This window comes from Pseudarthrobacter sp. H2 (assembly GCF_050157045.1).
Lineage (GTDB): Bacteria > Actinomycetota > Actinomycetes > Actinomycetales > Micrococcaceae > Arthrobacter.
In genome coordinates, this window is the sequence record NZ_CP189594.1 from 2,643,885 (window position 1) to 2,665,735 (window position 21,851).

Here is a 21,851-nt window from a genome sequence, read left to right on the forward strand (position 1 = left end):
TCCGGCGGCCTGGGAGTGGCATCCAAGGTGGCAGCCGAGGGACCCGATGCGAGCTTGCGAGCATTGGGAAGGCTGACGCCGCTGCCGGAGCTGGGCGGCACGGGATCGCAGATCCAGTGCCGCCCAGCGTAGGGGCGGGGCCGCCGGAAAAATCCAACGGCCCCGCACCTTTGTAACGCTAAACCAACCTTAGACGCGCGGCTTTTCGCGCATCTCGAAGGTCTCGATGATGTCACCCTCGTTGATGTCGTTGAACGAGCCAAGACCGATACCACACTCGAAGTCCGTGCGGACCTCGGTGGCGTCGTCCTTGAAGCGCTTGAGCGTCTCAACGGAGAGGTTCTCGCCGATGACCTTGCCGTCGCGGCTGATGCGGGCCTTCGCGTTGCGCCGGATAACACCGGAGCGGACGATCGAGCCTGCGATGTTGCCGAACTTGGAGGAACGGAACACTTCGCGGACCTCGGCGGTGCCAAGCTGGACCTCTTCGTACTCCGGCTTGAGCATGCCCTTGAGGGCCAGCTCGATGTCATCGATTGCTGCGTAGATGACGGAGTAGAAGCGCATGTCCACGCCTTCGCGGTCTGCCAGGTCGGCAACCCGCTCGGCAGGCTTGACGTTGAAGCCGATGATGACGGCGCTGTCGACCGTTGCCAGGTTGACGTCGTTCTGCGTGATCGCACCGACACCGCGGTGGATGATGCGGAGCTGGACACCCTCGCCGACGTCGATCTTGAGCAGCGCGTCCTCGAGGGCTTCCACGGCACCGGACACGTCACCCTTGAGGATGAGGTTGAGGGTGTCGATCTTGCCTTCGGCGACGGCCTGGTCGAAGTCTTCCAGGCTGATGCGCTTGCGGCGCTTGGCCAGGGCGGCGTTGCGGTCGGCGGTTTCACGCTTCTCGGCGATCTGGCGGGCGGTACGCTCGTCAGCGGTCACGAAGAAGGTGTCACCGGCGCGCGGGACGTTGGACAGACCCAGGACCTGCACGGGGCGGGACGGGCCGGCCTCGGTCAGGGCGCTGCCGTCGTCGTCGAACATCGCACGGACGCGGCCGTGGGCCGTGCCTGCCACGATGGTGTCGCCGACGTGCAGGGTGCCGGACTGGACCAGGACGGTGGCCACGGAACCGCGGCCCTTGTCCAGGTTCGCTTCAATCGCGATACCGCGGGCGTCCTTGTTCGGGTTGGCGCGCATGTCCAGGGCTGCGTCCGCGGTGAGCAGGACAGCCTCGAGCAGCTCGTCGATGTTGAGGTTCTGGCGGGCAGAGACCTCCACGAACATGGTGTCGCCACCGTATTCTTCCGGAACCAGGCCGTACTCGGTCAGCTGGCCGCGGACCTTGTCCGGGTTGGCGCCTTCCTTGTCGATCTTGTTCACGGCCACGACGATCGGCACATTGGCCGCTTGTGCGTGGTTGAGGGCCTCAACGGTCTGCGGCATGACGCCGTCGTCCGCTGCGACCACCAGGATGGCGATGTCGGTGACCTTCGCACCACGGGCACGCATGGCGGTGAACGCCTCGTGGCCCGGAGTATCGATGAAGGTGATCTTGCGGTCGATGCCTTCGTGCTCGTGGCTGACCTGGTAGGCACCGATGTGCTGCGTGATGCCGCCGTGCTCGCCCGCCATGACGTCGGACTTGCGGATGGCATCGAGCAGCCGGGTCTTACCGTGGTCAACGTGGCCCATGACGGTGACAACCGGAGGACGTGCCTCGAGGTCTTCATCGCCTTCGGCTTCCAGCTCGGCTTCGAAGTCGATGTCGAAGCCGGAGAGCAGCTCGCGCTCCTCGTCTTCCGGCGACACAACCTGCAGCTTGTAGCCAAGCTCCTCGCCGAGCAGGGCGAAGGTCTCTTCATCCAGCGACTGCGTGGCCGTGGCCATTTCACCGAGGTGGAAGAGGACGGTCACCAGTGCTGCCGGGTTCGCCTCGATCTTGTCGGCAAAGTCCGTGATGGACGAGCCGCGGCGGAGCCGGACAATGGTGTTGCCGTCGCCGCGGGGCACACTGACGCCGCCCAGCGACGGAGCACTCATCTGCTCGAGTTCCTGGCGCTTGGCACGCTTCGACTTGCGCTGCTTGCCACGGCCTGCGCCGCCCTTGCCGAAGGCACCCTGGGTGCCGCCGCGACCGCGGCCGCCCTTGCCGAAGCCACCGCCGGCCGGAGCGCCGCCACCGGCACCGGCACCGGGAGCACCGGTACCCGGGGCGCCGCCCGGACGGCCCGGACCGCGGCCGCCGCCACCGGGACGGCCTGCACCAGCCGGTGCTGGACGTTCGGTGCGGTTGGGCATCATGCCGGGAGTCGGACGGTTTCCGCCGGCTCCTGCCGGACGACCAGGGCCGCCGGCCGCGCCGGCCGGACGCGGAGCGCCCGGACGTGCACCGGCAGCGCCGGCGGGACGGGGAGCACCCGGACGGGGACCACCAGCGCCTGCCGCGGGGCGGGGGCCGCCGGGGCGTTCGCCCTCGGTACGGCTTCCGCCCGGACGCGGCATGCCCTGGGAAGGAGCGAACGGGTTGTTACCCGGACGCGAGGGACGATCGTTGTCGCCGCCGCGGCCCCGGGGCATGCCCTGGGACGTGGCGAAGGGGTTGTTGCCGGGGCGGGGACCGCCCGGGCGGGGTGCCGAGCCGCCGTGGCGGGCCGGCGCAGCGGGAGTTTCAGCCTTCGGAGCGGGCCGCGCGCCGGGCTTGGCGCCCGTCGACGGAGCAGCCGGAGCCTTGGCAGCCGGTGCAGCCGGTGCAGGTGCCGCAGCGGCGGGTGCCGGTGCTGCGGCGGGTGCCGCCGGGGGTGCTGAAAAAGTTGCTGCAGGGGCTGCCGGAGCCGGGGCTGCCGCAGGTGCGGCCGGAGCCGGGGCTGCTGCAGGTCCTGCGGCCGGGGCTGCCGGAGCCGTGGGCGCGGCGGGGCCGGGCGCAGGCGCCGGACGACCCGCCGGGGTGCCGGCGGATGCCGCGGGTGCTGCGGCAGGCGCTTCTGACTTGGGTGCTGCTGCTGCAGCGGGGAAGGCGTTGCGGAGTTTCCGCACGACGGGGGCCTCAATGGTTGAAGAGGCGGAGCGAACGAATTCGCCCAGTTCCTGCAGTTTGGTTACTGCATCTTTGGAAGTAATACCGAGCTCTTTAGCAAGCTCATGTACGCGGACCTTGGCCACATTTCTCCTGTCTCGGTCCGCACCGAGCCAGGCACGAACCGTCTACTTCTTAATGCGGGCCTCCGCCGCGAGTGCAGCTGAAAGGCCCATTGCAGAGCGCAACAAAGTTGTCATCGTTGCGCACTCATCGCTGGGAACTCATCGGGTTTCCATCAGTTTTCTGACCCGCTTTCAGGTTGGACGGTTTTCGCTGCGGCCACTGGGGTGTCCACGGCGTTCGTGCCTGCCGCCAGCCGGCGTTCGACGTCGGCCGTTCCGGTTGCGCCGTTGAGGGCGCGTCCGAACGCTCGACGTTTGACCGCCAGTGCCAGGCACTTCTCGCTGGGGTGCAGCCATGCACCCCGGCCAGCCATCCGGCGTCGTTCATCCACCAGGACGGCGGATGAACCGCTGCCGTCGGCGACGAGCCGGAGTAACTCAGACCGCGAGCCCTTCTGTCGGCATCCGATGCAGGTGCGCTGCGGCTGATGCTCGAGGTGCTGCACTTGTGCCACTTACGAGAATCTTCCTGCCAGTACATATCTGCCGGCCTTTAGCTTCCGGATGGATTGGCGGGACGTGAACAACAACGTCTCCGCCACATCCGGACGCGCTCAGGGCACGCGGATACCGGCCGTTAGGCCCGGTCATGTCTATTCTAGCCCCTCCGGCGCCCGGGTCCCGAACTTGCAGGATCCGGGCGCAGACGGGCAGGCCGGAACTGCGGCCTATTTATCCCGGCTGACCGCGGCGTCTGAGGCGATGTCGATCCGCCAGCCCGTGAGCTTGGCGGCGAGCCGGGCGTTCTGGCCTTCCTTGCCGATGGCCAGGGAGAGCTGGTAGTCGGGGACAACCACGCGGGCGGAGCGGGTTGCTTCGTCGGTGATGGTGACCGAATTCACGCGTGACGGCGAGAGGGCGCTGGCGATGAAGGTCGCCGGATCGTCGCTGTAGTCGACGATGTCGATCTTCTCGTCGTTCAGTTCGGTCATGACGGCGCGCACGCGCGAGCCCATTTCACCGATGCAGGCGCCCTTGGCGTTAATGCCGGAGACGTTGGCCTTGACCGCGATCTTGGTGCGGTGCCCGGCTTCCCGGGCCAGGGCCACGATCTCCACCGAACGGTCGGCGATCTCGGGAACTTCCAGCTCGAAAAGCTTCCGGACCAGGCCCGGGTGCGAGCGGGACAGCGTGATCGAGGGACCCTTGGTGCCGCGGTGGACATCGATGACGAAGGCGCGGAGCCGGTTGCCGTGGACGTACTTCTCCCCCGGCACCTGCTCCGGCGGCGGCAGCAGTGCCTCCACCGCGCCCAGGTTGACCTGGATCATGTGCGGGTTGTTGCCCTGCTGGATGGTTCCGGCGACCAGTTCGCCTTCACGGCCCTTGAACTGGCCCAGCACGTTGTCATCCTCGGCATCGCGCAGGCGCTGCAGGATAATCTGCCGCGCGGTGCTGGCCGCGATGCGGCCGAAGCCCGCGGGAGTGTCCTCGAATTCGCCGATGGGGGCGCCGTCGTCGTCAATCTCCGTGGCCCAGATGGTCACGTGTCCGCTCTTGCGGTCCAGCTCGGCGCGGGCCTTTTCAAAGGCGCCCGGGGTCTTGTGGTACGCCACCAGCAGTGCCTGCTCGATGGTGGGAATCAGGAGATCCAGCGGGATTTCACGCTCACGCTCCAGGAGTCTCAGTGCGCTCATGTCAATATCCATCAGGCCTCCTCAGAAGGTCCATTGTGTCCGTTTTCCAGGCCGGCCTCGTCGAGGCGGCTGAACTCTATTTCGACTTTTCCGCTGCGGATCCTGTCGAAGGGGAGCTTGATGGGATCGCCCTGCTTGGGCTTCATTCCCTTTTTCACGGTGATCTCCGGGACCATGGTGACGCCGTCGTCGTCCACGGACTGGATCCTGCCGGTGACATTGTCCCCCTGGATGACGTTGACCGACGCCATCCGCCCGCGGGCGCGGTGCCAGTGCCGCTGTTCGGTGAGGGGGCGTCCGACGCCGGGGGAGGACACCTCGAGCTCGTAGGGACGCGAATCCGTGCTGGGGTCATTGTCCAGGACGTCGGAAAGGGTCTTGGAGATCTCGGCGATGACGTCGAGCGTGACGCCGCCGGTCTCTTCCTGCGGCAGGTCCACCACCACGTGGACCACGCGGTTGGCCCCTGCGACGTGGATGGAAACGTCCTCCACGTACAGCCGGTTCGCCAGCACGGCGGGCTCCAGGAGTGCGTGCAGGCGCGCGGCCTCCAGGTTCTGCGCGGGTTCGGCTTCAGCCTTCCCCGTCCCGGACCGGCCTGTTGAAGTCGTGGCTTCTGGATTGGACATGACGCCGCCGCCTCCTGCTAGATGATGTTGTGTGACTACTAGCGTAGCGATTTTCCCGGCGCCGTGGTGCACTCAGTTCCTTGCAGGCATGACAACATGGTCTGTTGTGAAAGACGACACCAGGGAAAAACGACGGCGGGTCTCCCCCCGCCGCCTTTTTCCCCGGATCCTTCCCCGCTTTGCACTTCTGGCCTGCCTCGCCCTGGTGACTGTCAGCCTGGGAGCGGCATTGACGCCCGTAGTCCCGCGGGAGCCCCCGGAACCGCCGTTTTCCGAACGGGCACGGGCCTCGGCTCTGACGGCAACGCTCCGGCTAAGGACCGCAGGCGAACAGCTCTCCGAGGCTGCCCCGGACCCCGGATCCGCCACCGGGCAGCCGGCCTTTTCGCAGACTGTGACCTTGCTGACAACCCAGGCCCGGGCGCTCCTGGGACCGGGCGATGTCCCCGGTGATGCCTCCGCTGAGCCGGCCTCGTCAACCCCGTCCGCTGCCTCGCCCTCCCCTCCCCTGCCCACCTCGGCGGCCGGCCTGGCAGCCGAACTGGCGCGCAGCGGCAGCCAGCGCCTGGCCGATGCGGCCACGGCCGACGGCGGCATGGCACGCCTCCTGGCAGCCGTCGGAACCGGGCAACTGCTCCAGGCGTCCGCCCTGGCCGCCGGCCCCGACCCCGGCGCCGCAGGGCCCGCGGTGCCCGCAGTGCCCGCGCAAGCCGATCCTGCCGCTGCCTCTGCCCAGCCTTCCGGAGCGTGCCCGTCCCCGGACGCGACGGCGTCGTCCGTTCCTCCGGCTCCTTCCACGGGCGACACTCTGCCCGGCGCCGCTGCGCTCGACGGGGCGCTGGCGGCGACAGTACGGATCGAAGCGGAGACTGTCTACGGCTACCAGGTGGCCCTGACCCGGCTTGGCGGGGATGCGGTGAAGCCGGCGGCCGAGCAGCTGGCCCGCCACGAGGCACTGGTCAGCGCGGCGGAAACCCTGAGCCGGAGGCAGTGCGTCCCCGTCCCGCCGCGCGAGGCCGGCTACGTGCTGGGGCCGTCATTCCTCGCAGCGCCCGCCGCCGGCCTGGCCGGGCAGGAAACGGCCACGCTGCCGGTCTACGGCGACCTCGTGGCGCTGAGCGACGGGGAGACCCGCCGGTGGGCGATCGCCGGCCTGCTGGACGCAGCCCGCCGGGCCGTGCTCTGGGGCGGGGAGCCCGGCCCGGTGCCCGGATTACTGGCTGACCCGGCGGCGTTTCCCGCGCTGCCCACTGACGCGCTACCCGCTGAAAGCCCGGCAGCCCGCTGACGCAGCGCTTACGGCGCCGCGCTGCCTGCACGGCTTACGGCGCCGTCCGGGGGCACTTTGAACCCCGAAACCGGCGATTTCGTGCCGGAATGCGGCGGGTCCCTGGCAAAGTGCCCCCGCTGGGCCGCCGCTGCCCCGCTACTTCCACTCGGACAGGCGGCCTTCTGACTTGCCGTCCGCCACCTCGTACTCGAACAGGACCGCGATCCCGTTGAGGCTGCTCAACTCGTCGGAAGTGGTTTCGTAGAACAAGGCACCCCGCCAGGCGAGGTGGCCCGGAGCAGTGAACCTGCCGACGCCGGTACCGGTGAAGGTCGCGGTCTGCCCGCTTGCGGTGACGACAAAACCGGTTCCGGTGCCGGCGACCGTGCCGCCGGGACGGATCGTGCCGACGTAGGTGACCGTGATGTCAACCTGGACACCGCAGAGCGTGCCGACCTGATGATCGGTCACTTCGGTGCGCGGACCGAGACCAATGTCTTCCAGAACCCGTGTGCTGATGGCTTGTCCGGTGAATTCCCCGATTTGCTCTCCGAGCATCATGATCTCCTTGCCAATTGGATCGGTGCATGGACCCACGTCGACTGACGTGACGGTCCAATGGTAGGCCGGGGACCGCTCGAGGTCGACGTCGGTCCGGAAGGTCATTTCGGCACCCGCTCAGATGTCTTCGCGTCCGACCGCAGTTGCATCCGGATGAGATTTCGTGACCCGTTGGCACCCCCTGGATTCCGGGCAAGTTGACACGATATCAGGCCAGTACCTTGTCGAGCTTGGTGAACGAGCTGCCCCAGCCCTCGCGGGTCATCTCCACCCATTCGGTGCTGTCGAAGGGGCCTTGGGTAAGGTGCAGCCGGGTCCGGCCTCCCAGGTCCTCGAACTCAAGCCGCAATTCGAGCTGGAGGGTGATGCCGGCGTCGGGCTCCGCCCTCTGGCTGGCCACCAGTAGCGACGGCGGGTCGTAGACGGAGATCACGGCGTCGATCGGCGACTCCTTGGCGACGCCGTCATCCTCGTAGACCATGACGAGCCGCCAGGTGCCCCCGACGCGGGGTTCGACGACGATCCGGTCCCGGGGCGAGTCCACTCCCTCCGGGCCGAACCATGCGGCGAGCTGGTCCGGATCGGTGAAGGCCTTGAAGACCAGTTCGCGAGGAGCATCGAACTCCCTGGTCATGGTGAGGGTGTGGGACTCAGTGGTGTTCTGTTGCGTGTTCATTACCTGGCTCCTGATTCTTGGGAACTTGCTGGATCGTTCGCAAATGCGCATCGAGACGGCTGAAGCTGACGTCCCAGAAGCGCCTGTACTTGTCCATGTATTCAGCAGCCTCGCGCAGCGGTGCGGCCTCGAGCTTCGAGGAGCGCCATTGCGCATTCCGGCTACGAGTGATCAGCCCGGCGGTTTCCAGCACCTTAAGGTGGCGGGAGACCGCAGGGAGGCTGATGTCGAAGGGCTCGGCCAACTGATTCACGGTGGCTTCGCCCTCCGCCAGCCGGGCCAGGATGGCCCTGCGGGTGGGGTCGGCAAGCGCCGAGAAGATGAGGCTGAGCCGATCGGTTGACATCGTGATGCGCCCTTGTATTTAACATTTCCATTAATTAACTGATCTGTTAAATATGCGCCCCCGGGGACCGGGTGTCAAGGGGTCTCCGTAACGCTGACGCTGGCCGATAGCGAGCTCCGCGGATACGGGACCGAGGGGCACGAGCTTAGTAAGCCCTGGCTTGACGTGCTTAGGGTCGCAATACTGGCCAGCACGTGGCACTGGTGCTTTGCTGGAAGGCATGGAAACCACAGGCGCGGCAACCCTCCACGAGAACGAACCCCATAGGAACGACCTCGCCCAGCGGCTCAACTGGCTCCGGGCAGGCGTCCTGGGCGCCAACGACGGGATCGTGTCCGTGGCCGCGATCGTGGTCGGCGTCGCGGGCGTCACCACGGACTCGGGCCCGATCCTGATCGCCGGCGCCGCGGGCATGGTCGGCGGTGCCATCTCCATGGCCCTGGGCGAATATGTTTCCGTCAGCAGCCAGAAGGACAGCCAGGAGGCCCTGATCTCGAAGGAACGCCGGGAACTGGAGGAGGAGCCCGAAGAGGAGCTGGAAGAACTTGCCGCCATCTACCAGGCCAAAGGACTCAGCGCAGAGACGGCCCGCACGGTGGCCCTCGAACTCACCAAGCACGATGCCCTGGCCGCCCACCTTTCGGCGGAGCTTAACATCGACGAGACCGATATCGTCAGCCCCTGGCACGCCGCCTTCGCCTCGTTCGTCGCGTTCCTGATCGGTGCCGTCCTGCCGATGCTGGCCATCCTGCTGCCGCCGGAGAACATCCGTGTCCCGTTGACCTTCGGTGCCGTCCTCGTGGCCTTGGCGATCACGGGAGCGCTGGGCGCCTGGATCGGCGGCGGCTCGAAACTGAGGGCGGCGGTCCGCGTGGTGGTGGGCGGTGCGCTGGCCCTGGCAGCAACCTTCCTCCTCGGCAACCTGCTCGGCGCCAGCGGGGTCGTCTGAGTCCAGGCCGGGTCCTCCCTGCGTCCGCGGCCCCAAATTCTGCCTTCTCCTACGGGTGGCTGACGTAATAAGGGCTGCTGGGCAGTTCACGGGCCGTCCAGGGCTGGTCCGAGGGCTCCGGCGGAGTGCCCCGGCCGTCTCTCAGGACAGAGACGACGGCGGCCATGGCCACCAGGCCAACGATGAAGAGTACGACGAGAACACCGGCCATGAATTCGGACATTTCACACACCTCTAATGTGTTGTGGGGCTGGCTTCGCCGCAGGAGGCTGCGGGCCCCTCGTTCGGATCGTCAGGCTCCGCGAATAGGATTCCCGCCGCGGTTTGCCTGTAACAAGCCCAGCTTGCCTCCATACCGTGTGAGGAAACGTGTGGCCCGCAGGGCTCATTTGACGAGCCCATCTCCAAGGCGGATTAGGTGCCGGTTCATCGTCGCCCATCTATCGAACAAGGCCTCAATGGGCGTGCCGAAATGCAACTGTTCGACGTCGGCGTGAAGTCCCGGATCGAGCAGCATGGGAAGCACAAGGCGCACGGCGCCGACGGGAAGCCGGAGGGAAGCGGCCAATGAATATGCCAGCCGGACGAGCTCCGGATCCGTCCGGCACCCCGCGTCCCGTAACCCCTCCAGGTAACCTTCCATGACCGTTGCCTCGAGCTCTTGAATGTCGCCGGGCGCCACTTCGCCCAAGGCGACGGTGGCGCTGACGAGGGACGCGAGATCCTCGCCAATGGCACCAACGCCGACAAAGGCCCAGTCAATAAACACGGTCTGCTCTTCGCCCGCTGCCTTCCGGGCAAACATGTTCCTGCGGTGGGCGTCCAGATGGCACAGCGTCTGCGGACAGTGTTCGAGCATGTTCAGCCTTCCCCCACGTTCATCCCAGAGCCGCAGGATGCTGCCCGCATCCTGATAGACCCGCTGGACCGCTGGATCGTTCTGAAGGGCCCGCAGTTCAGCTATTGCGGCGGCCGCTTCCCCAAGCCAGCCCCGCAGCCATCGGCGGCTCAGCCAGGGGTAGTCCGGAAGCGCTGCAGCTGACGCGAAGCGTCCGCTGAACCTTCCCAGATGGTAGGCGGCGAGTCCGTATCGGGCCAGGGGCCACGCCCTGGCATCGTCAGCAACATCTTCCAGCCACAGCCAGGTCGTCCCATCCTGCCGCTGCGTCACGCCGAGACACCTGGGCGCGACAAGCCCGTTCAGGCCCCGGGCCAGATCGGAACCGTAGAAGAGGGGCTCGCGCTGTTGGCAGTTCCATCGCCACGCCTCATCGTTTGGCGGGGATGCTGCGAGGATCTTCAGGATGAGAGACGCCGCGCTTCCGTCCGCGCCGGGGCCGGCAAGCCGGTAGACCCCTTCCCCCTGTCCGGAGCCGGCCCGGAGCCGGACCAGATGCCATTCCTCCGCTACAGCCCCGTTTGCGGCGCCCTCTCCACCAACCAGACGCAGCAGCAACTCCACTTCAGAGGGAGCCAATCCCTCGAGTCCTTTCACGGAAGTCCTTCCGGGTTCTGCAGGCAGCTGGGGGGCCCGGTCAGCCGGCGCGCACCGCCGCCAGGGCGTCCCGGACCGCGCCGACGGCGACCTCCACGTCGTCGTCGTCCGTGCTCCAGTTGCTGACGGAGATCCGCAGGATGTCCCGGTCCTGCCACCGCGAGCCGGACATCCACACCCGCCCGTCGCCGATGATCCGTGCGGTCACCGCGCGCGTCACGGCGTCGTCCCCGAAGGCGAGGCACACCTGCGTGTAGCCGACGTCGTTGAGCACCTCGACGCCGTCGAGCGCCGACAGCCGCTCCGCCAGCTGCGAGGCGCGCAGCACCAGTTCCCGGACCTGGGCCGTGACGCCGTCCCGGCCGAGCGATTTCAGGGCCGCCCATACGGGCACGCCGCGTGCCCGGCGCGAGAGCTCGGGAACTTTTTCGAACGGGTCCCCCGCGCTGTCTCTGGCCGGGATCAGGTAGCTGGTGTGCACGCCCATGGCCGAACGCAGCGCCTGGGCGTCCCGGACCACCGCGATCCCGCAGTCGTAGGGGACGTTGAGGGTCTTGTGCGCGTCCGTGCCCCAGGAGTCGGCCAGCGCCAGGCCCGCGGTCAGCCCGGCCAGTTCCGGCACGGCGGCGGCCCAGAGCCCGAACGCCCCGTCCACATGCACCCAGGCCCCGTAGGCCTTTGCGACGGCGATCGCCTCGGTGAAGGGATCGAAGGCTCCCGAATGCAGGTTTCCGGCCTGCAGGCACACGAGCGCCGGCGCCCGCCCGGACCTGTTCCCGCGGCTGGGCGCGGCGTCGAGGGCGCGCTCCAGGGCGCGGTCCAGCTCGGCGGGGATGATGCGCCCCTGCCGGTCCGCGGGGACCACGGCGGGGCGGCCCAGGCCCAGGTACCGCAGCCCGAGGTCGATGGTGTCGTGCCGTTCGGCCCCCACGAAGCAGTGGATCCGGGGGCCGCCGGACAGTCCCTCGCCGTCGAGGTCCCAGCCGGCGTCCGCCATCAGCCGCCACCGTGCGGCGGCCAGGCCGGTGAAGTTCGCCATTGTGGCGCCGGTGGCGAAGCCGACGTCGGACTCCTCCGGAAGTCCCAACAGCTCCAGGAGCCAGGCCCCGGCCGCTTCCTCGATGGCCGCCATGGCCGGAACGGCGTAGCGCATCACCGCGTTCTGGTCCCAGGCGCTGACCAGCCAGTCCGCCGCCAGCGCCGCCGGCAGGGTCCCGCCGATGACCCAGCCGAAGAACCGGCCGGACGGCATCGCCATCAGGCCCGGCTCGGCCTTTTCCGCGAGATAGTCGATCACCTCCGCGGCCGGCATGCCCTCCCTGGGCAGCGGGCCGCCGAAGTCGGCGGCCAGCTCCGCCGCCGTGCGCCGCGGCCCGATCCGGCGTGTCCCCTGACTTTCCAGCCACTCGTGCGCGTGCCCGGCGGCAGCCGCCAGGGCGGCCGCATAGCGTTCCTCAGCTGCTGACATAGCTGCATGCTACGCCTGCGGCCTCCTGGCAGGGAGTGCCCGCCGTCGGGTGGGTCAGGCCAGGCTGTCCTGCCAGATGTCGGTCCCGAGCTTGAGGATGAGCGCGCCCACCACGATCAGGAACACGATCCGGATGAAGCGGCTCCCCTGCCTGACGGCGGTCCGGGCCCCGAGGTAGCCGCCGGCCATGTTGGCCAGGCCCAGGACCAGCCCGAGCCCCCACAGCAGCGAGCCGTGCGGCAGGAAGAAGATCAGGGCGCCGGCGTTGGTGGCCATGTTCACGATCTTGGCCTTGGCGCTGGCCTCGAGGAAGGCGTAGCCCATGGCGGAAACGAGCGCGATGACCAGGAACGAGCCCGTGCCCGGGCCGATGAGCCCGTCATAGAAACCGATCACTGCCCCGATCAGGCAGGCCACCATATAGTGCCGGTGGCCCTCGTGCCGCAGCCTGGTCAGCTCGCCGACGGCGGGCCGGAAGGCGGTGAACAGTGCGACGGCGACCAGCGCCGCGACGATGATGGGCTTGAACACGCTGGCCGGCAGCGTGGCGGCGAGCACGGCGCCGCCGAAGCTGCCCGCCAGGGCGATCACCGCCATCGGCACGGCGGTGCCCAGGTCCGGCCGGACGCGCCGGTAGAACGTGACGGCGCTCGTCGTCGTCCCGAAGATGGACCCCATCTTGTTCGTCGCCAGGGCCTGCACCGGGCTGATGCCCGGGACCAGCAGCATCGCCGGCAGCTGGATGAGTCCCCCGCCGCCGACGACGGCGTCCACCCAGCCGGCGGCGAAGCCGGCCACCACGACCAGGACGAGGGTGCCGAGCTGGATCGACTCCAGTCCGGAGACCACCCTGCCCCCGTTAGCTGTTGCGGACGGCGTTGACCACGTAGTCCACGGCCTTCTCGACGGCCACGTTCTCGGCGTCGCCGCTGCGGCGGTCCTTGATCTCCACGACGCCGTCCACGAGGCCGCGTCCGACGGCGAGGATGGTGGGCACGCCGACGAGTTCGGCGTCGCCGAACTTCACGCCCGGGGACACCTTGGGGCGGTCGTCGTAGATGACGTCGAGGCCGGCGGCCTCGAGCTCAAGGGACAGCTTTTCGGCGGCGGCGAAGATCTCCTCGCCGCGGCCCACCGCGACGACGTGCACATCGGCCGGGGCGACGGCGCGCGGCCAGACCAGGCCCTTGGCGTCGTGGTTGGACTCGGCGAGGGCCGCGACGGCGCGGGTGACGCCTACGCCGTAGGAGCCCATGGTCACGACGACCTGCTTGCCGTTCTGGTCCAGGACCTTGAGCTCGAGGGCTTCGGCGTACTTGCGGCCGAGCTGGAAGATGTGGCCCATCTCGATGCCGCGGGCGGTCTCCAGCGGTCCGGAACCGTCGGGGGCCTCGTCGCCGGCGCGCACCTCGGTGGATTCGATCACGCCGTCCCAGCCGAAGTCGCGGCCGGCGACGAGGCCGAACACGTGCTTGCCGGCCTCGTTGGCGCCGGTGACCCAGGCGGAGCCGCTGACGACCCGGGGGTCCACGAGGTAGAGCAGTTTGGCGGCACCCTCGGTGCCCAGCAGGGGCGCGTCCAGGGACAGGCCCGGGCCGAGGTAGCCCTTGACGATGAGGGGGTGCTTCTTGAGGTCGTCCTCATTGGCGGCCTCGAGCGTGATCTCGCCGGCGATGGGCAGGAAGGACCCGATGTTCGCTTCCACGCGCCTGAGGTCCACGCCGCGGTCGCCCGGCAGGCCGATGACGACGATCTGGCGTTCGCCGGTGGGCAGCGTCACGGCGAGCACGACGTTCTTGAGGGTGTCGGCGGCGGTCCAGGCGCCGCCGTCGGACTCCGCGCGGGGAACCAGGACGTTGGCGGCGTCCACGAGGGTGTCGATCGTGGGGGTGTCCGGGGTGTCGCGGACCTCCGCGGCGGGGGCGTTGCTGAAGTCGATGTCCGCGGGAACCACCGTGGTGACGGCCTCGACGTTGGCCGCGTAGCCGCCGGCGGAGCGGACGAAGGTGTCCTCGCCGATCTCGGTGGGGTGCAGGAATTCCTCGCTCTTGGAGCCGCCCATGGCCCCGGCGGTGGCGGCGACCGGAATGACTTCCAGGCCCAGGCGCTCGAAGATCTTCAGGTACGCGCCGCGGTGCGCCGCGTAGCTGGCGTCCAGGCCGGCGTCGTCGACGTCGAAGGAGTAGGAATCCTTCATGATGAACTCGCGGCCGCGCAGCAGGCCTGCCCGGGGACGCGCCTCGTCGCGGTACTTGTTCTGGATCTGGTAGATGCTCAGCGGCAGGTCCTTGTACGAGGAGTACAGGTCCTTGACCAGCAGGGTGAACATTTCCTCGTGCGTGGGGGCCAGCAGGTAGTCGTTGCCCTTGCGGTCCTTGAGCCGGAAAATGCCGTCGCCGTATTCGGTCCAGCGGTTGGTGACCTCGTAGGGCTCCTTCGGCAGCAGGGCCGGGAAGTGGACCTCCTGCGCGCCGATGGCCGTCATTTCCTCGCGGATGACCTGTTCGACCTTGCGCAGCACGCTCAGTCCCAGCGGCAGCCAGGTGTAGATGCCCGGCGCGGCCCGGCGGATGTAGCCGGCCCGGACCAGGAGCCGGTGGCTGGCCACTTCGGCGTCGGCGGGGTCTTCACGCAGGGTGCGCAGGAACAGCTTGGAAAGTCGAAGGACCACTGGGTAGGTATCCGTTTCTGGGGAGGAGCAGGGTGAAACCGGCCAAAACCGGCGAAAAACGTCTAGGTACTAATCTACCGTCAGCCCGGACGCAGAAGAGCCACGCCAGGAATGATGGAAGCCCCGGGCCGCTGCGCAACTGGTATTCCGGTCCATTGACCATCCGCTCTTCCCTGCCTAGATTTAATTCATCAGTTGATGAATTGTCCGTTTGTGCGATTGGCACGGCAGCCCGGCGGAGGAAACCATGTCAGATCCAGCAGCAGCGGTGCAGGTGGGCGGCCTGCGGATCGTGCGCGCCGGCAAGGACATCCTGCAGGATGTCGGGTTCAGCATTCCCGCGGGCCGGATCACGGGGCTGCTGGGCCCCTCCGGCAGCGGCAAGACCACCTTGATGCGCGCCATCGTGGGCGTCCAACGCATCACCTCGGGAACCGTCATGGTGCTGGGAAGGCCCGCCGGCGATCCGGCTCTCCGGCATGAACTCGGCTACGTCACCCAGTCGGCCAGCGTCTACCCCGACCTCAGCATCGAAGCGAACGTCCGGTATTTCGGGGCCATGTACGGCGTCCACCGGCGCGATGCCGCCGAGGCGATTGCCGCCGTCGGCCTGGAAAGGCAGGCACGGATGCGGACGGCGGACCTCTCCGGCGGCGAACTCAGCCGCGTGTCGCTGGCGTGTGCCCTGGTGGCCCGCCCCAGGCTGCTCATCCTGGACGAGCCCACCGTCGGCCTGGATCCGGTTCTCCGGGCAGACCTCTGGGAGCGCTTCGGCGCCATGGCGGCGTCCGGAACCACCCTGCTGGTCTCCAGCCATGTCATGGAAGAGGCGCGCCACTGCGCCTCCCTCCTGCTCCTGAGGGAGGGGCGGCTGCTGGCCTCGCTCACCCCCGCCGAGCTCAGCGGGCAGGGCGGCAGCGAGGACCTGGAGCTGGCGTTCCTGAACGTCATCAGGCAGGCGGAGTCCGCCGACGGGCCGCTCCGGAGCCCCGGGGAACCAAGTCCTGCTGCCGCAACGCGCCCGACGGCCGGAATGAAGGTGCTGGAATGAATCCCCGCATGATGCTGGCGACGACGGGCCGGGTCCTGGACCAGCTGCGCCACGACCACCGCAGCGTGGCGCTGATGCTCGTCGTTCCCGCGCTGCTGCTGACGGCCGTCTACTTCCTCTACGAGAACGAAACAGTCCCGCCGGGCGCCCCGCGGACCTTTGACCGGGTGGGTCTGATGATGCTGGCGATCTTCCCGTTTGTGGTGATGTTCCTTGTCACCTCCATCACGATGCTCCGCGAACGAACCTCCGGAACGCTGGAGCGGCTGCTGACCACGCCCATCCACAAGACGGACCTGCTGTTCGGCTACGGGCTGGCGTTTTCCCTCATGGCCGCCCTCCAGTCGCTGGTGGCCACCGGCGTCGCCTACTGGGTGTTCGGCCTGGAGATCAAGGGAAGTCCGGGCCTCGTGGTGATGATCGCCGTCGTCAATGCGGTGCTGGGCGTTGCGCTGGGCCTGCTGTGCTCCGCATTCGCCCGCACCGAATTCCAGGCCGTGCAATTCATGCCCGTGGTTGTGGTGCCCCAGATCCTGCTGTGCGGACTCTTCGTCGCACGGGACCGGATGAACGGGGTCCTGGAGGCAGTCTCCAATGTGCTGCCGCTGACGTTTTCGGTGGATGCCCTGAAGGAGATCGCCGGACACGCCGAGGCCACCGACGCCCTGTGGCAGGACACCGGCATCATGGCCGCGATCGTCGTGGCAGTACTGGTCCTGGCCTCGTTGACCCTTCGCCGGCGGACCGCGTGAGCAGCGGGCAGCCTGAGCCCCGGCGGGGCCGCCGGGCCGGCGATGCGGGCTCCCGGGACCAGATCCTCGCGGCCGCGCGGCGGTTGTTCGCGGAGCATGGATTCGAGGGCACCAGCCTGCGCCTGGTAGCGCGCGAGGCGCACGTGGACCCGGCCATGATCCATCATTTCTTCGCCGGCAAGGACGAACTCTTCGCCCTGAGCGTCGAGCTGCCTGCGGACCCGTCAACGGTGCTGGCCGGATTGGACCGCCGCGATCCTTCCGAGCGGGCCGAAGCTCTGGTCCGGGCAGTCCTGGGACTGTGGGAAAGCCCCGCGCAGCACAGCCTCCTTGCTTTCCTCCGGGGCACGATCGGTTCAAAGGCGAAGACGGCGATTCTCGGGGAAATCGCCAGCCAGAGGATTTTGCCGCGCATCATGGCGGGGGTCGCCGGCACGCCGGAGGAGGTGGCCCTGCGCGGAAATCTGGTGGCCGCGCAGCTGGTCGGCGCCGTGCTGATGCGCTACGTCATCCGGCTCGAGCCGCTGGCCTCTGCCAGCCGGGAGGATGTGGTCAGGCTCATCGCGCCCACCATCCAGCGCTACCTCGCCGGGGATCTGCCGGAGCCCTCCTAGAACAGGACGGTCGCGAACGTTCCGACCTGCTGGAAGCCGACCCGCTCATAGGTGGCGCGGGCACGGGTGTTGAAGCCGTTGACGTAGAGGCTCGTGACGGGCGCGATGGTCTGGGCCAGGACCACGACGGCGGCCATGTAGCCGGGGCTGCGGCCGAGCCCACGGAATTTGGGGTTCATCCAGACGCCCTGGACCTGGGTTGCCTCCGGTGTCACGGCACCCAGCTCGGCCTTGAACACCACCTCGCCGTCGGCGTCCAGATGCACCAGAGAATGGCCCGCGCGGATCAGGCCCTTGACCCGCCGGCCGTAGTACTCCCTGCCGCCAAGGTACGGGGAGTAGCCGACTTCCTCTTCGAACATCGCAGCGCAGGCGGGCAGGATCTTATCGAAATCGGCGAGCTGGCCGAAGCCCAGCGCCGGCTCGGGCTCGACGGCGGGCGGGCCGGTGATGCTCATCAGCGGCTGGTCGTCGCGGACTTCATGGGCGGACTGGCCCAGCCGCTCCAGCCCGGCATAGATGGCCATCACGGTGTCGGCCGGGCCGAAAATCGAGGCGTAGCGGCGCCCGGAGCGGTGCGCCGCCGTCGCGACGAGGCCCGCCAGTTCCGGGTCCAGCTGCACCGGCACCAGGTTCGCACCCGCCCAGCAGGCCCCGAGGAGGGTGCCGCCGTCGAACACGCCCAGGATGCTGGCGCCGCCGGCAGTGGGCGACGCCGTGCCCGCGGTTTCCAGGTGGGACAGGATGAAGACATTGGCGACGGGGTCCTGCCCGGCGAGGTCCAACAACGGTGCGGTATCCTCAACACCCAGGACGCGGACGGCGACGCCGGAAGCGGCGCCGTCCCTACGAGACGCTAACCACGGGGCTACCCTTGACAGCATCTTCGCCACCGGCCTCCCCCATCTCTTCTGCAATGCGCATGGCCTCTTCGATCAGTGTCTCAACAATCTGGTCCTCAGGGACAGTCTTGATGATCTGCCCCTTCACAAAGATCTGGCCTTTGCCGTTGCCGGAGGCGACGCCGAGGTCCGCCTCGCGGGCTTCTCCGGGGCCGTTGACGACGCAGCCCATGACGGCGACGCGCAGCGGGATCTCCATGCCTTCCAGGCCCGCGGTGACCTGCTCGGCGAGCGTGTACACGTCCACCTGGGCGCGGCCGCAGGAGGGGCAGGAGACGATTTCGAGTTTGCGCGGGCGCAGGTTGAGCGACTGCAGGATCTGGTTGCCCACCTTGATCTCCTCCACCGGCGGCGCGGAGAGGGAGACGCGGATGGTGTCGCCGATGCCGCGGGAGAGCAGGGCGCCGAAGGCGGTGGCGGACTTGATGGTGCCCTGGAACGCCGGGCCGGCCTCGGTGACGCCCAGGTGCAGCGGCCAGTCGCCCTGCTCTGCCAGCATCTCGTAGGCCGCGACCATGATGACCGGGTCGTTGTGCTTGACCGAGATCTTGAAGTCGTGGAAGCCGTGCTCTTCGAACAGCGAGGCTTCCCAGACAGCGGATTCCACGAGGGCTTCCGGGGTGGCCTTGCCGTACTTCTTCAGGATGCCGGGCTCCAGCGAGCCGGCGTTGATGCCGATCCGGATCGAGGTGCCGTGGTCCTTCGCGGCGCGCGCGATTTCCTTGACCTGGTCATCGAATTTCCGGATGTTGCCGGGGTTCACCCGCACCGCGGCGCAGCCGGCCTCGATCGCGGCGAACACGTACTTCGGCTGGAAGTGGATATCCGCGATGACCGGAATCTGGGATTTCTTGGCGATGATCGGCAGCGCCAGAGCGTCGTCGGCGGACGGGCAGGCCACCCGGACGATGTCGCAGCCTGAGGCCGTGAGCTCGGCGATCTGCTGGAGGGTGGCGTTGATGTCCGTGGTCGGCGTCGTGGTCATCGACTGGACGCTGATCGGGGAATCCGAACCGACGCCGACGGAACCGACCTTGATCTGGCGGGTCTTCCGCCGCGGGGCAAGAACGGGGGGCGGTGCTGACGGCATTCCCAGGCTGACCGAGGTCACATGGACTCCTTGTATGGAAGTAACGGCATCGAAGTGTGGATGGTCTGTAGGCGGTACGGGCTAGGCGGTACGGGCTAGGCCGCGTGGTCGGCGAGGAGGCCGGTCAGCGGGGCCCACACGCTCGTGCGCGTGCCGGAGATGGCGCCGGCCGCCGCGAACGGATCCTGTTTCAGGAGCTCGTTCAGGGCCTTCTCGTCGGCTGCTTTGAAGATCAGCAGTGCGCCGGCTCCGTCCGTGTAGGGCCCGCTGGCGAGGAGCGCGCCTTCCCTGACAAGCCCTGCGGTCCATTCGCGGTGCGCGGGACGGCTGGCGTCACGGGCATCGGAGGATTCGGCGTCGTATACGTACTCCACAGCAAAAACAGTCATACGGATACACTATCGCCCCCGCCTGCCCCGTTCACATCCGGCCGCAGCTAGGCGCGGTAGGCGTCACGTCGGTGGACGATCGATACGATTTCGATCACGACAACGTTGTCGAGAATCCGGTAGATGATCCGGTAGTCCCCGCGTCGAGCCGAATATAGGGGAAAGAGCGGGGGCAGGAGCTGCTTGCCCAGCCGTTGGGGGTTTTCGCTCAGAGCGCCGGTGATGAACTCGAACGCTGCTGCAGCGACCTTCTCCGGCAGATCCTCGGTCAGTGCACGCCGGGCGGACCGCGAAAACCTGACGTCGTAATGGGGGCTCATCCCTTAGGGGCAGCCGTCCTCATGTCGGCCCGTACCTGCTCGACGGTGAAGGTGTCGCCGCTTTCCAGATCCTTGAGGCCTTGACCGATCTCCTTGACCAGCTCCAATTCGGAAAGGATCGCCAAAGTTTCCAGCATAGCGTCGTAATCCTCAGCGCCCAGGAGCACCGCGGCGCGCGAGCCGTTCCGGGTGATCTCGAACCGCTCGTGGGTCGTGGACGCCTGCTCGACGAGACGGGAGAAGTGAGATCGCGCTTCGGCCACTGGCAAAGTTGTCATGTACAGAATTCTAGCGCAAATAGATCGCCTCAGCAGGCTTTGGGGACCGGCCCGGACCGATGGAGCCGGTCCCGAACCGGGGTTCAGCCGAGGAAGAAGACCTTGGCCAGCGCCGCGATGCCCGCCGCCCACAGCATGGAGGCCAGGGTGCCGATGATGAACCGCTCGGCCGCCACCGGCGTCGCCTTCAGTTCGGCAAAGCGGCCCAGGCCCTTGATGGCCACCACGTAGGCGATGGCCACCGGCTGGCCGCCCAGAATTGCGAGGCAGACCGCCAGCCGTTCAAGGACGCCGATGATCGCGCCTCCCCGCAGGATACGTTCGCTGCTGACCGTCTCGCTGGAGCCCGCCTCGCTGGAGCCCGGGGCCGATGACGGCGGCTGCGGCTGCGGCTGCGGCTGCGGCTGCGGCTGCGGCTGCGGCTGCCGGATCCCTGAATCAACCACTGAATCAACCACGGGATCAACGGTGACGTCGGCCGAGGGGTCGGTGGCGGCGTCGGTGCCGGCGTCGCTGGCCGTGCCGGCGGCGTCGGCCCTGGCGTCGATGGTCCGGGCGAGCCGGAAGACCAGGGCAGTCACCGGCCAGCCGGCGAATCCGGCCGTGAGCAGGGCCAGGGTGATCCAGAGGGCGTTCACCTGTCTCCTCCTGTGCTGCTGTCCTGGGCATCGGCGTTGAGTGTATCGGCGCCACGCGCCTGGGGGCTGCGGGGCCCGGGATCCCGGGCGTCCGGAATCTTCAAGCCGCCGGTGCCTGTGATCAGGCCGTGGGCCAGTGCCAGCAGCATTTCCGCAGCCGGCCTCGCCGCCCATTCTTCCTGCCAGCCGGACCGCAGGAGCGCACGGCTCACCGACTGTTCGGTGATTCCGAGTTTCCGGGCGGCGATTTTTTGGGTTCCGTGCGTGCCGGCGTGGCCGTGCTGCACGGAGCGCAGCACATCGACCACCTTCCATTGCGCCGCGGTCCGGTCCTGGACCAGCCGCCCGATCAGCCGCAGCACGGCCTCGGCGTTGGCGCAGGCCCTGGCGCCTGCCGACGCCCCCGCCCGGCCGTCCGGCACTGAGCCGTCCGGCACTGGGCCGTCCGGCACTGAGCCGTCCGGCACTGGGCGGTCCGGCGCTGAGCCGTGCGCCTCGGGGGGCGCCGCCAACGGCGCCGCATCCGTCCGCCGGACGCCGGCCACCCCGCCCGGGACCACGCCGGCGACCACCGCCAGCGGGACGTGGGAGGCCGCGGCCTTCGCCCGGTCCACCGCCAGCCGGGCCGCGACGAAGGCGGGCCCGGAGCCTTCCCGGGGGCTGGCCGGCAGCGGCAGGTCCACCTGCCCCACGCCGATCCCCACGTACCAGCGGCCGCTGCGCAGGGCGTGCAGGGCGATCTCCACCACTTCGTCCGGGCGTTCAACCACGCCCTGGACCTCGTCGCCGACGGAGCGTTCGAAGCGCCCCGCCGTGGAAAGGGCACCCAGTTCCGCGAGGAGTCCGGGGACGCGGTCGGTGTCGGTGCTGCTCCCGCGCTGGTCGATGGTCATCACGTACATAGGCCAACCCTAAAA

General features: G+C 68.3%; 24 protein-coding genes. 5 read left to right on the forward strand and 19 right to left on the reverse strand.

All coding sequences use genetic code 11. The features are described 5' to 3' along the window. Window positions 1–189: 189 nt before the first annotated feature. From infB to rimP, 4 genes are all read right to left on the reverse strand, one after another. Window positions 190–3,159, reverse strand: coding sequence for a translation initiation factor IF-2 (infB, locus tag ACQCSZ_RS12495; protein ID WP_427004102.1), 2,970 nt, complete (start codon window positions 3,157–3,159; stop codon window positions 190–192). 152 nt (window positions 3,160–3,311) lie between these two features. Then, window positions 3,312–3,653 carry a YlxR family protein gene (locus ACQCSZ_RS12500; protein ID WP_427004103.1) on the reverse strand — a complete coding sequence of 114 codons (342 nt, stop codon included), beginning with the start codon at window positions 3,651–3,653 and terminating at the stop codon, window positions 3,312–3,314. Window positions 3,654–3,866: 213 nt separating this feature from the next. Next, complete coding sequence (nusA, locus tag ACQCSZ_RS12505) at window positions 3,867–4,847, reverse strand: transcription termination factor NusA (protein WP_427004104.1); 981 nt, start codon at window positions 4,845–4,847, stop codon at window positions 3,867–3,869. After that, window positions 4,847–5,464: a ribosome maturation factor RimP gene (gene rimP / locus ACQCSZ_RS12510; RefSeq protein WP_427004105.1), complete on the reverse strand. Its 618-nt coding sequence runs from the start codon at window positions 5,462–5,464 to the stop codon at window positions 4,847–4,849. Before rimP ends, nusA begins: the two co-directional genes overlap by 1 nt. 400 nt (window positions 5,465–5,864) lie before the next feature. On the opposite strand from rimP, the gene ACQCSZ_RS12515 reads away from it, so the two are divergent. Then, window positions 5,865–6,752 (forward strand): DUF4439 domain-containing protein, encoded by an 888-nt coding sequence (locus tag ACQCSZ_RS12515; RefSeq protein WP_427004106.1) that lies wholly within the window; start codon window positions 5,865–5,867, stop codon window positions 6,750–6,752. A 138-nt stretch (window positions 6,753–6,890) separates the two neighbouring features. Here ACQCSZ_RS12515 and ACQCSZ_RS12520 read toward each other — a convergent pair whose 3' ends face one another. The 3 genes from ACQCSZ_RS12520 to ACQCSZ_RS12530 all read right to left on the reverse strand — a co-directional run bounded on the left by ACQCSZ_RS12520 (window position 6,891) and on the right by ACQCSZ_RS12530 (window position 8,317). Continuing rightward, a complete protein-coding gene (locus ACQCSZ_RS12520; RefSeq protein WP_427004107.1) occupies window positions 6,891–7,400 on the reverse strand; it encodes a hypothetical protein in 510 nt (169 codons plus the stop codon). A gap of 103 nt (window positions 7,401–7,503) precedes the next feature. Further along, complete coding sequence (locus ACQCSZ_RS12525; RefSeq protein ID WP_427004108.1) at window positions 7,504–7,971, reverse strand: SRPBCC family protein; 468 nt, start codon at window positions 7,969–7,971, stop codon at window positions 7,504–7,506. Beyond that, on the reverse strand, window positions 7,946–8,317 hold the full coding sequence (locus ACQCSZ_RS12530) for an ArsR/SmtB family transcription factor (RefSeq protein WP_427004109.1): 372 nt from the start codon (window positions 8,315–8,317) through the stop codon (window positions 7,946–7,948). The genes ACQCSZ_RS12525 and ACQCSZ_RS12530 overlap by 26 nt, the downstream gene beginning before the upstream one ends. Window positions 8,318–8,537: 220 nt before the next feature. On the opposite strand from ACQCSZ_RS12530, the gene ACQCSZ_RS12535 reads away from it, so the two are divergent. Then, window positions 8,538–9,266 carry a VIT1/CCC1 transporter family protein gene (locus tag ACQCSZ_RS12535; protein ID WP_427004110.1) on the forward strand — a complete coding sequence of 243 codons (729 nt, stop codon included), beginning with the start codon at window positions 8,538–8,540 and terminating at the stop codon, window positions 9,264–9,266. 49 nt (window positions 9,267–9,315) lie between these two features. Here the strand turns inward: ACQCSZ_RS12535 and ACQCSZ_RS12540 are convergent, their stop codons facing one another. From ACQCSZ_RS12540 to ACQCSZ_RS12560, 5 genes are all read right to left on the reverse strand, one after another. Continuing rightward, a complete protein-coding gene (locus ACQCSZ_RS12540; RefSeq protein ID WP_427004111.1) occupies window positions 9,316–9,489 on the reverse strand; it encodes a hypothetical protein in 174 nt (57 codons plus the stop codon). A 162-nt stretch (window positions 9,490–9,651) separates the two neighbouring features. Continuing rightward, the gene (locus tag ACQCSZ_RS12545) at window positions 9,652–10,743 is read right to left on the reverse strand and encodes a phosphotransferase (RefSeq protein WP_427004112.1); all 1,092 of its coding nucleotides are present in this window, start codon (window positions 10,741–10,743) and stop codon (window positions 9,652–9,654) included. A gap of 58 nt (window positions 10,744–10,801) precedes the next feature. Beyond that, window positions 10,802–12,229 (reverse strand): pyridoxal phosphate-dependent decarboxylase family protein, encoded by a 1,428-nt coding sequence (locus ACQCSZ_RS12550; RefSeq protein ID WP_427004113.1) that lies wholly within the window; start codon window positions 12,227–12,229, stop codon window positions 10,802–10,804. 54 nt (window positions 12,230–12,283) lie between these two features. Beyond that, window positions 12,284–13,078 carry a sulfite exporter TauE/SafE family protein gene (locus tag ACQCSZ_RS12555; RefSeq protein ID WP_427004114.1) on the reverse strand — a complete coding sequence of 265 codons (795 nt, stop codon included), beginning with the start codon at window positions 13,076–13,078 and terminating at the stop codon, window positions 12,284–12,286. A 10-nt stretch (window positions 13,079–13,088) separates the two neighbouring features. Further along, window positions 13,089–14,900, reverse strand: a complete 1,812-nt coding sequence (locus tag ACQCSZ_RS12560) for a proline--tRNA ligase (protein ID WP_427004115.1) — start codon at window positions 14,898–14,900, stop codon at window positions 13,089–13,091. Between the two features lie 247 nt (window positions 14,901–15,147). Between ACQCSZ_RS12560 and ACQCSZ_RS12565 the strand changes: the two genes are divergently transcribed. The 3 genes from ACQCSZ_RS12565 to ACQCSZ_RS12575 are packed head-to-tail and all read left to right on the forward strand — an operon-like array spanning window position 15,148 to window position 17,317. Beyond that, a complete protein-coding gene (locus ACQCSZ_RS12565) occupies window positions 15,148–15,951 on the forward strand; it encodes an ABC transporter ATP-binding protein (RefSeq protein WP_427004116.1) in 804 nt (267 codons plus the stop codon). 8 nt (window positions 15,952–15,959) lie between these two features. Next, window positions 15,960–16,703: an ABC transporter permease gene (locus ACQCSZ_RS12570; protein WP_427008327.1), complete on the forward strand. Its 744-nt coding sequence runs from the start codon at window positions 15,960–15,962 to the stop codon at window positions 16,701–16,703. Then, window positions 16,700–17,317, forward strand: a complete 618-nt coding sequence (locus ACQCSZ_RS12575; RefSeq protein WP_427004117.1) for a TetR family transcriptional regulator — start codon at window positions 16,700–16,702, stop codon at window positions 17,315–17,317. The genes ACQCSZ_RS12570 and ACQCSZ_RS12575 overlap by 4 nt, the downstream gene beginning before the upstream one ends. Here the strand turns inward: ACQCSZ_RS12575 and ACQCSZ_RS12580 are convergent. The 7 genes from ACQCSZ_RS12580 to ACQCSZ_RS12610 form a co-directional block, all read right to left on the reverse strand. Next, complete coding sequence (locus ACQCSZ_RS12580) at window positions 17,314–18,201, reverse strand: DUF4081 domain-containing protein (RefSeq protein ID WP_427008328.1); 888 nt, start codon at window positions 18,199–18,201, stop codon at window positions 17,314–17,316. The two genes, ACQCSZ_RS12575 and ACQCSZ_RS12580, sit on opposite strands and share 4 nt — an antisense overlap. Further along, window positions 18,164–19,330 carry a flavodoxin-dependent (E)-4-hydroxy-3-methylbut-2-enyl-diphosphate synthase gene (gene ispG / locus ACQCSZ_RS12585; protein ID WP_427004118.1) on the reverse strand — a complete coding sequence of 389 codons (1,167 nt, stop codon included), beginning with the start codon at window positions 19,328–19,330 and terminating at the stop codon, window positions 18,164–18,166. Before ispG ends, ACQCSZ_RS12580 begins: the two co-directional genes overlap by 38 nt. Window positions 19,331–19,404: 74 nt before the next feature. Continuing rightward, entirely contained in the window at window positions 19,405–19,698 is a 294-nt protein-coding gene (locus tag ACQCSZ_RS12590) for a YciI family protein (protein WP_427004119.1), read from the reverse strand. Between the two features lie 47 nt (window positions 19,699–19,745). Then, window positions 19,746–20,018, reverse strand: a complete 273-nt coding sequence (locus tag ACQCSZ_RS12595; RefSeq protein WP_427004120.1) for a type II toxin-antitoxin system RelE family toxin — start codon at window positions 20,016–20,018, stop codon at window positions 19,746–19,748. Then, window positions 20,015–20,296, reverse strand: coding sequence for a type II toxin-antitoxin system Phd/YefM family antitoxin (locus tag ACQCSZ_RS12600; RefSeq protein ID WP_427004121.1), 282 nt, complete (start codon window positions 20,294–20,296; stop codon window positions 20,015–20,017). The genes ACQCSZ_RS12595 and ACQCSZ_RS12600 overlap by 4 nt, the downstream gene beginning before the upstream one ends. 83 nt (window positions 20,297–20,379) lie before the next feature. Further along, entirely contained in the window at window positions 20,380–20,934 is a 555-nt protein-coding gene (locus tag ACQCSZ_RS12605) for a hypothetical protein (protein ID WP_427004122.1), read from the reverse strand. Beyond that, window positions 20,931–21,836 (reverse strand): MarR family transcriptional regulator, encoded by a 906-nt coding sequence (locus ACQCSZ_RS12610; protein WP_427004123.1) that lies wholly within the window; start codon window positions 21,834–21,836, stop codon window positions 20,931–20,933. Before ACQCSZ_RS12610 ends, ACQCSZ_RS12605 begins: the two co-directional genes overlap by 4 nt. Window positions 21,837–21,851: the final 15 nt, after the last annotated feature.

What these genes read in the sequence shown, in the direction of transcription:
- nusA (WP_427004104.1), bottom strand. Translation starts at nt 4,847, where the DNA reads ATGGATATTGACATGAGCGCACTGAGACTCCTGGAGCGTGAGCGTGAA.
- rimP (WP_427004105.1), bottom strand. Translation starts at nt 5,464, where the DNA reads ATGTCCAATCCAGAAGCCACGACTTCAACAGGCCGGTCCGGGACGGGG.
- ACQCSZ_RS12520 (WP_427004107.1), bottom strand. Translation starts at nt 7,400, where the DNA reads ATGACCTTCCGGACCGACGTCGACCTCGAGCGGTCCCCGGCCTACCAT.
- ACQCSZ_RS12525 (WP_427004108.1), bottom strand. Translation starts at nt 7,971, where the DNA reads ATGAACACGCAACAGAACACCACTGAGTCCCACACCCTCACCATGACC.
- ACQCSZ_RS12530 (WP_427004109.1), bottom strand. Translation starts at nt 8,317, where the DNA reads ATGTCAACCGATCGGCTCAGCCTCATCTTCTCGGCGCTTGCCGACCCC.
- ACQCSZ_RS12535 (WP_427004110.1), top strand. Translation starts at nt 8,538, where the DNA reads ATGGAAACCACAGGCGCGGCAACCCTCCACGAGAACGAACCCCATAGG.
- ACQCSZ_RS12540 (WP_427004111.1), bottom strand. Translation starts at nt 9,489, where the DNA reads ATGTCCGAATTCATGGCCGGTGTTCTCGTCGTACTCTTCATCGTTGGC.
- ACQCSZ_RS12550 (WP_427004113.1), bottom strand. Translation starts at nt 12,229, where the DNA reads ATGTCAGCAGCTGAGGAACGCTATGCGGCCGCCCTGGCGGCTGCCGCC.
- ACQCSZ_RS12565 (WP_427004116.1), top strand. Translation starts at nt 15,148, where the DNA reads ATGTCAGATCCAGCAGCAGCGGTGCAGGTGGGCGGCCTGCGGATCGTG.
- ACQCSZ_RS12570 (WP_427008327.1), top strand. Translation starts at nt 15,960, where the DNA reads ATGATGCTGGCGACGACGGGCCGGGTCCTGGACCAGCTGCGCCACGAC.
- ACQCSZ_RS12580 (WP_427008328.1), bottom strand. Translation starts at nt 18,201, where the DNA reads ATGCTGTCAAGGGTAGCCCCGTGGTTAGCGTCTCGTAGGGACGGCGCC.
- ACQCSZ_RS12590 (WP_427004119.1), bottom strand. Translation starts at nt 19,698, where the DNA reads ATGACTGTTTTTGCTGTGGAGTACGTATACGACGCCGAATCCTCCGAT.
- ACQCSZ_RS12595 (WP_427004120.1), bottom strand. Translation starts at nt 20,018, where the DNA reads ATGAGCCCCCATTACGACGTCAGGTTTTCGCGGTCCGCCCGGCGTGCA.
- ACQCSZ_RS12600 (WP_427004121.1), bottom strand. Translation starts at nt 20,296, where the DNA reads ATGACAACTTTGCCAGTGGCCGAAGCGCGATCTCACTTCTCCCGTCTC.
- ACQCSZ_RS12610 (WP_427004123.1), bottom strand. Translation starts at nt 21,836, where the DNA reads ATGTACGTGATGACCATCGACCAGCGCGGGAGCAGCACCGACACCGAC.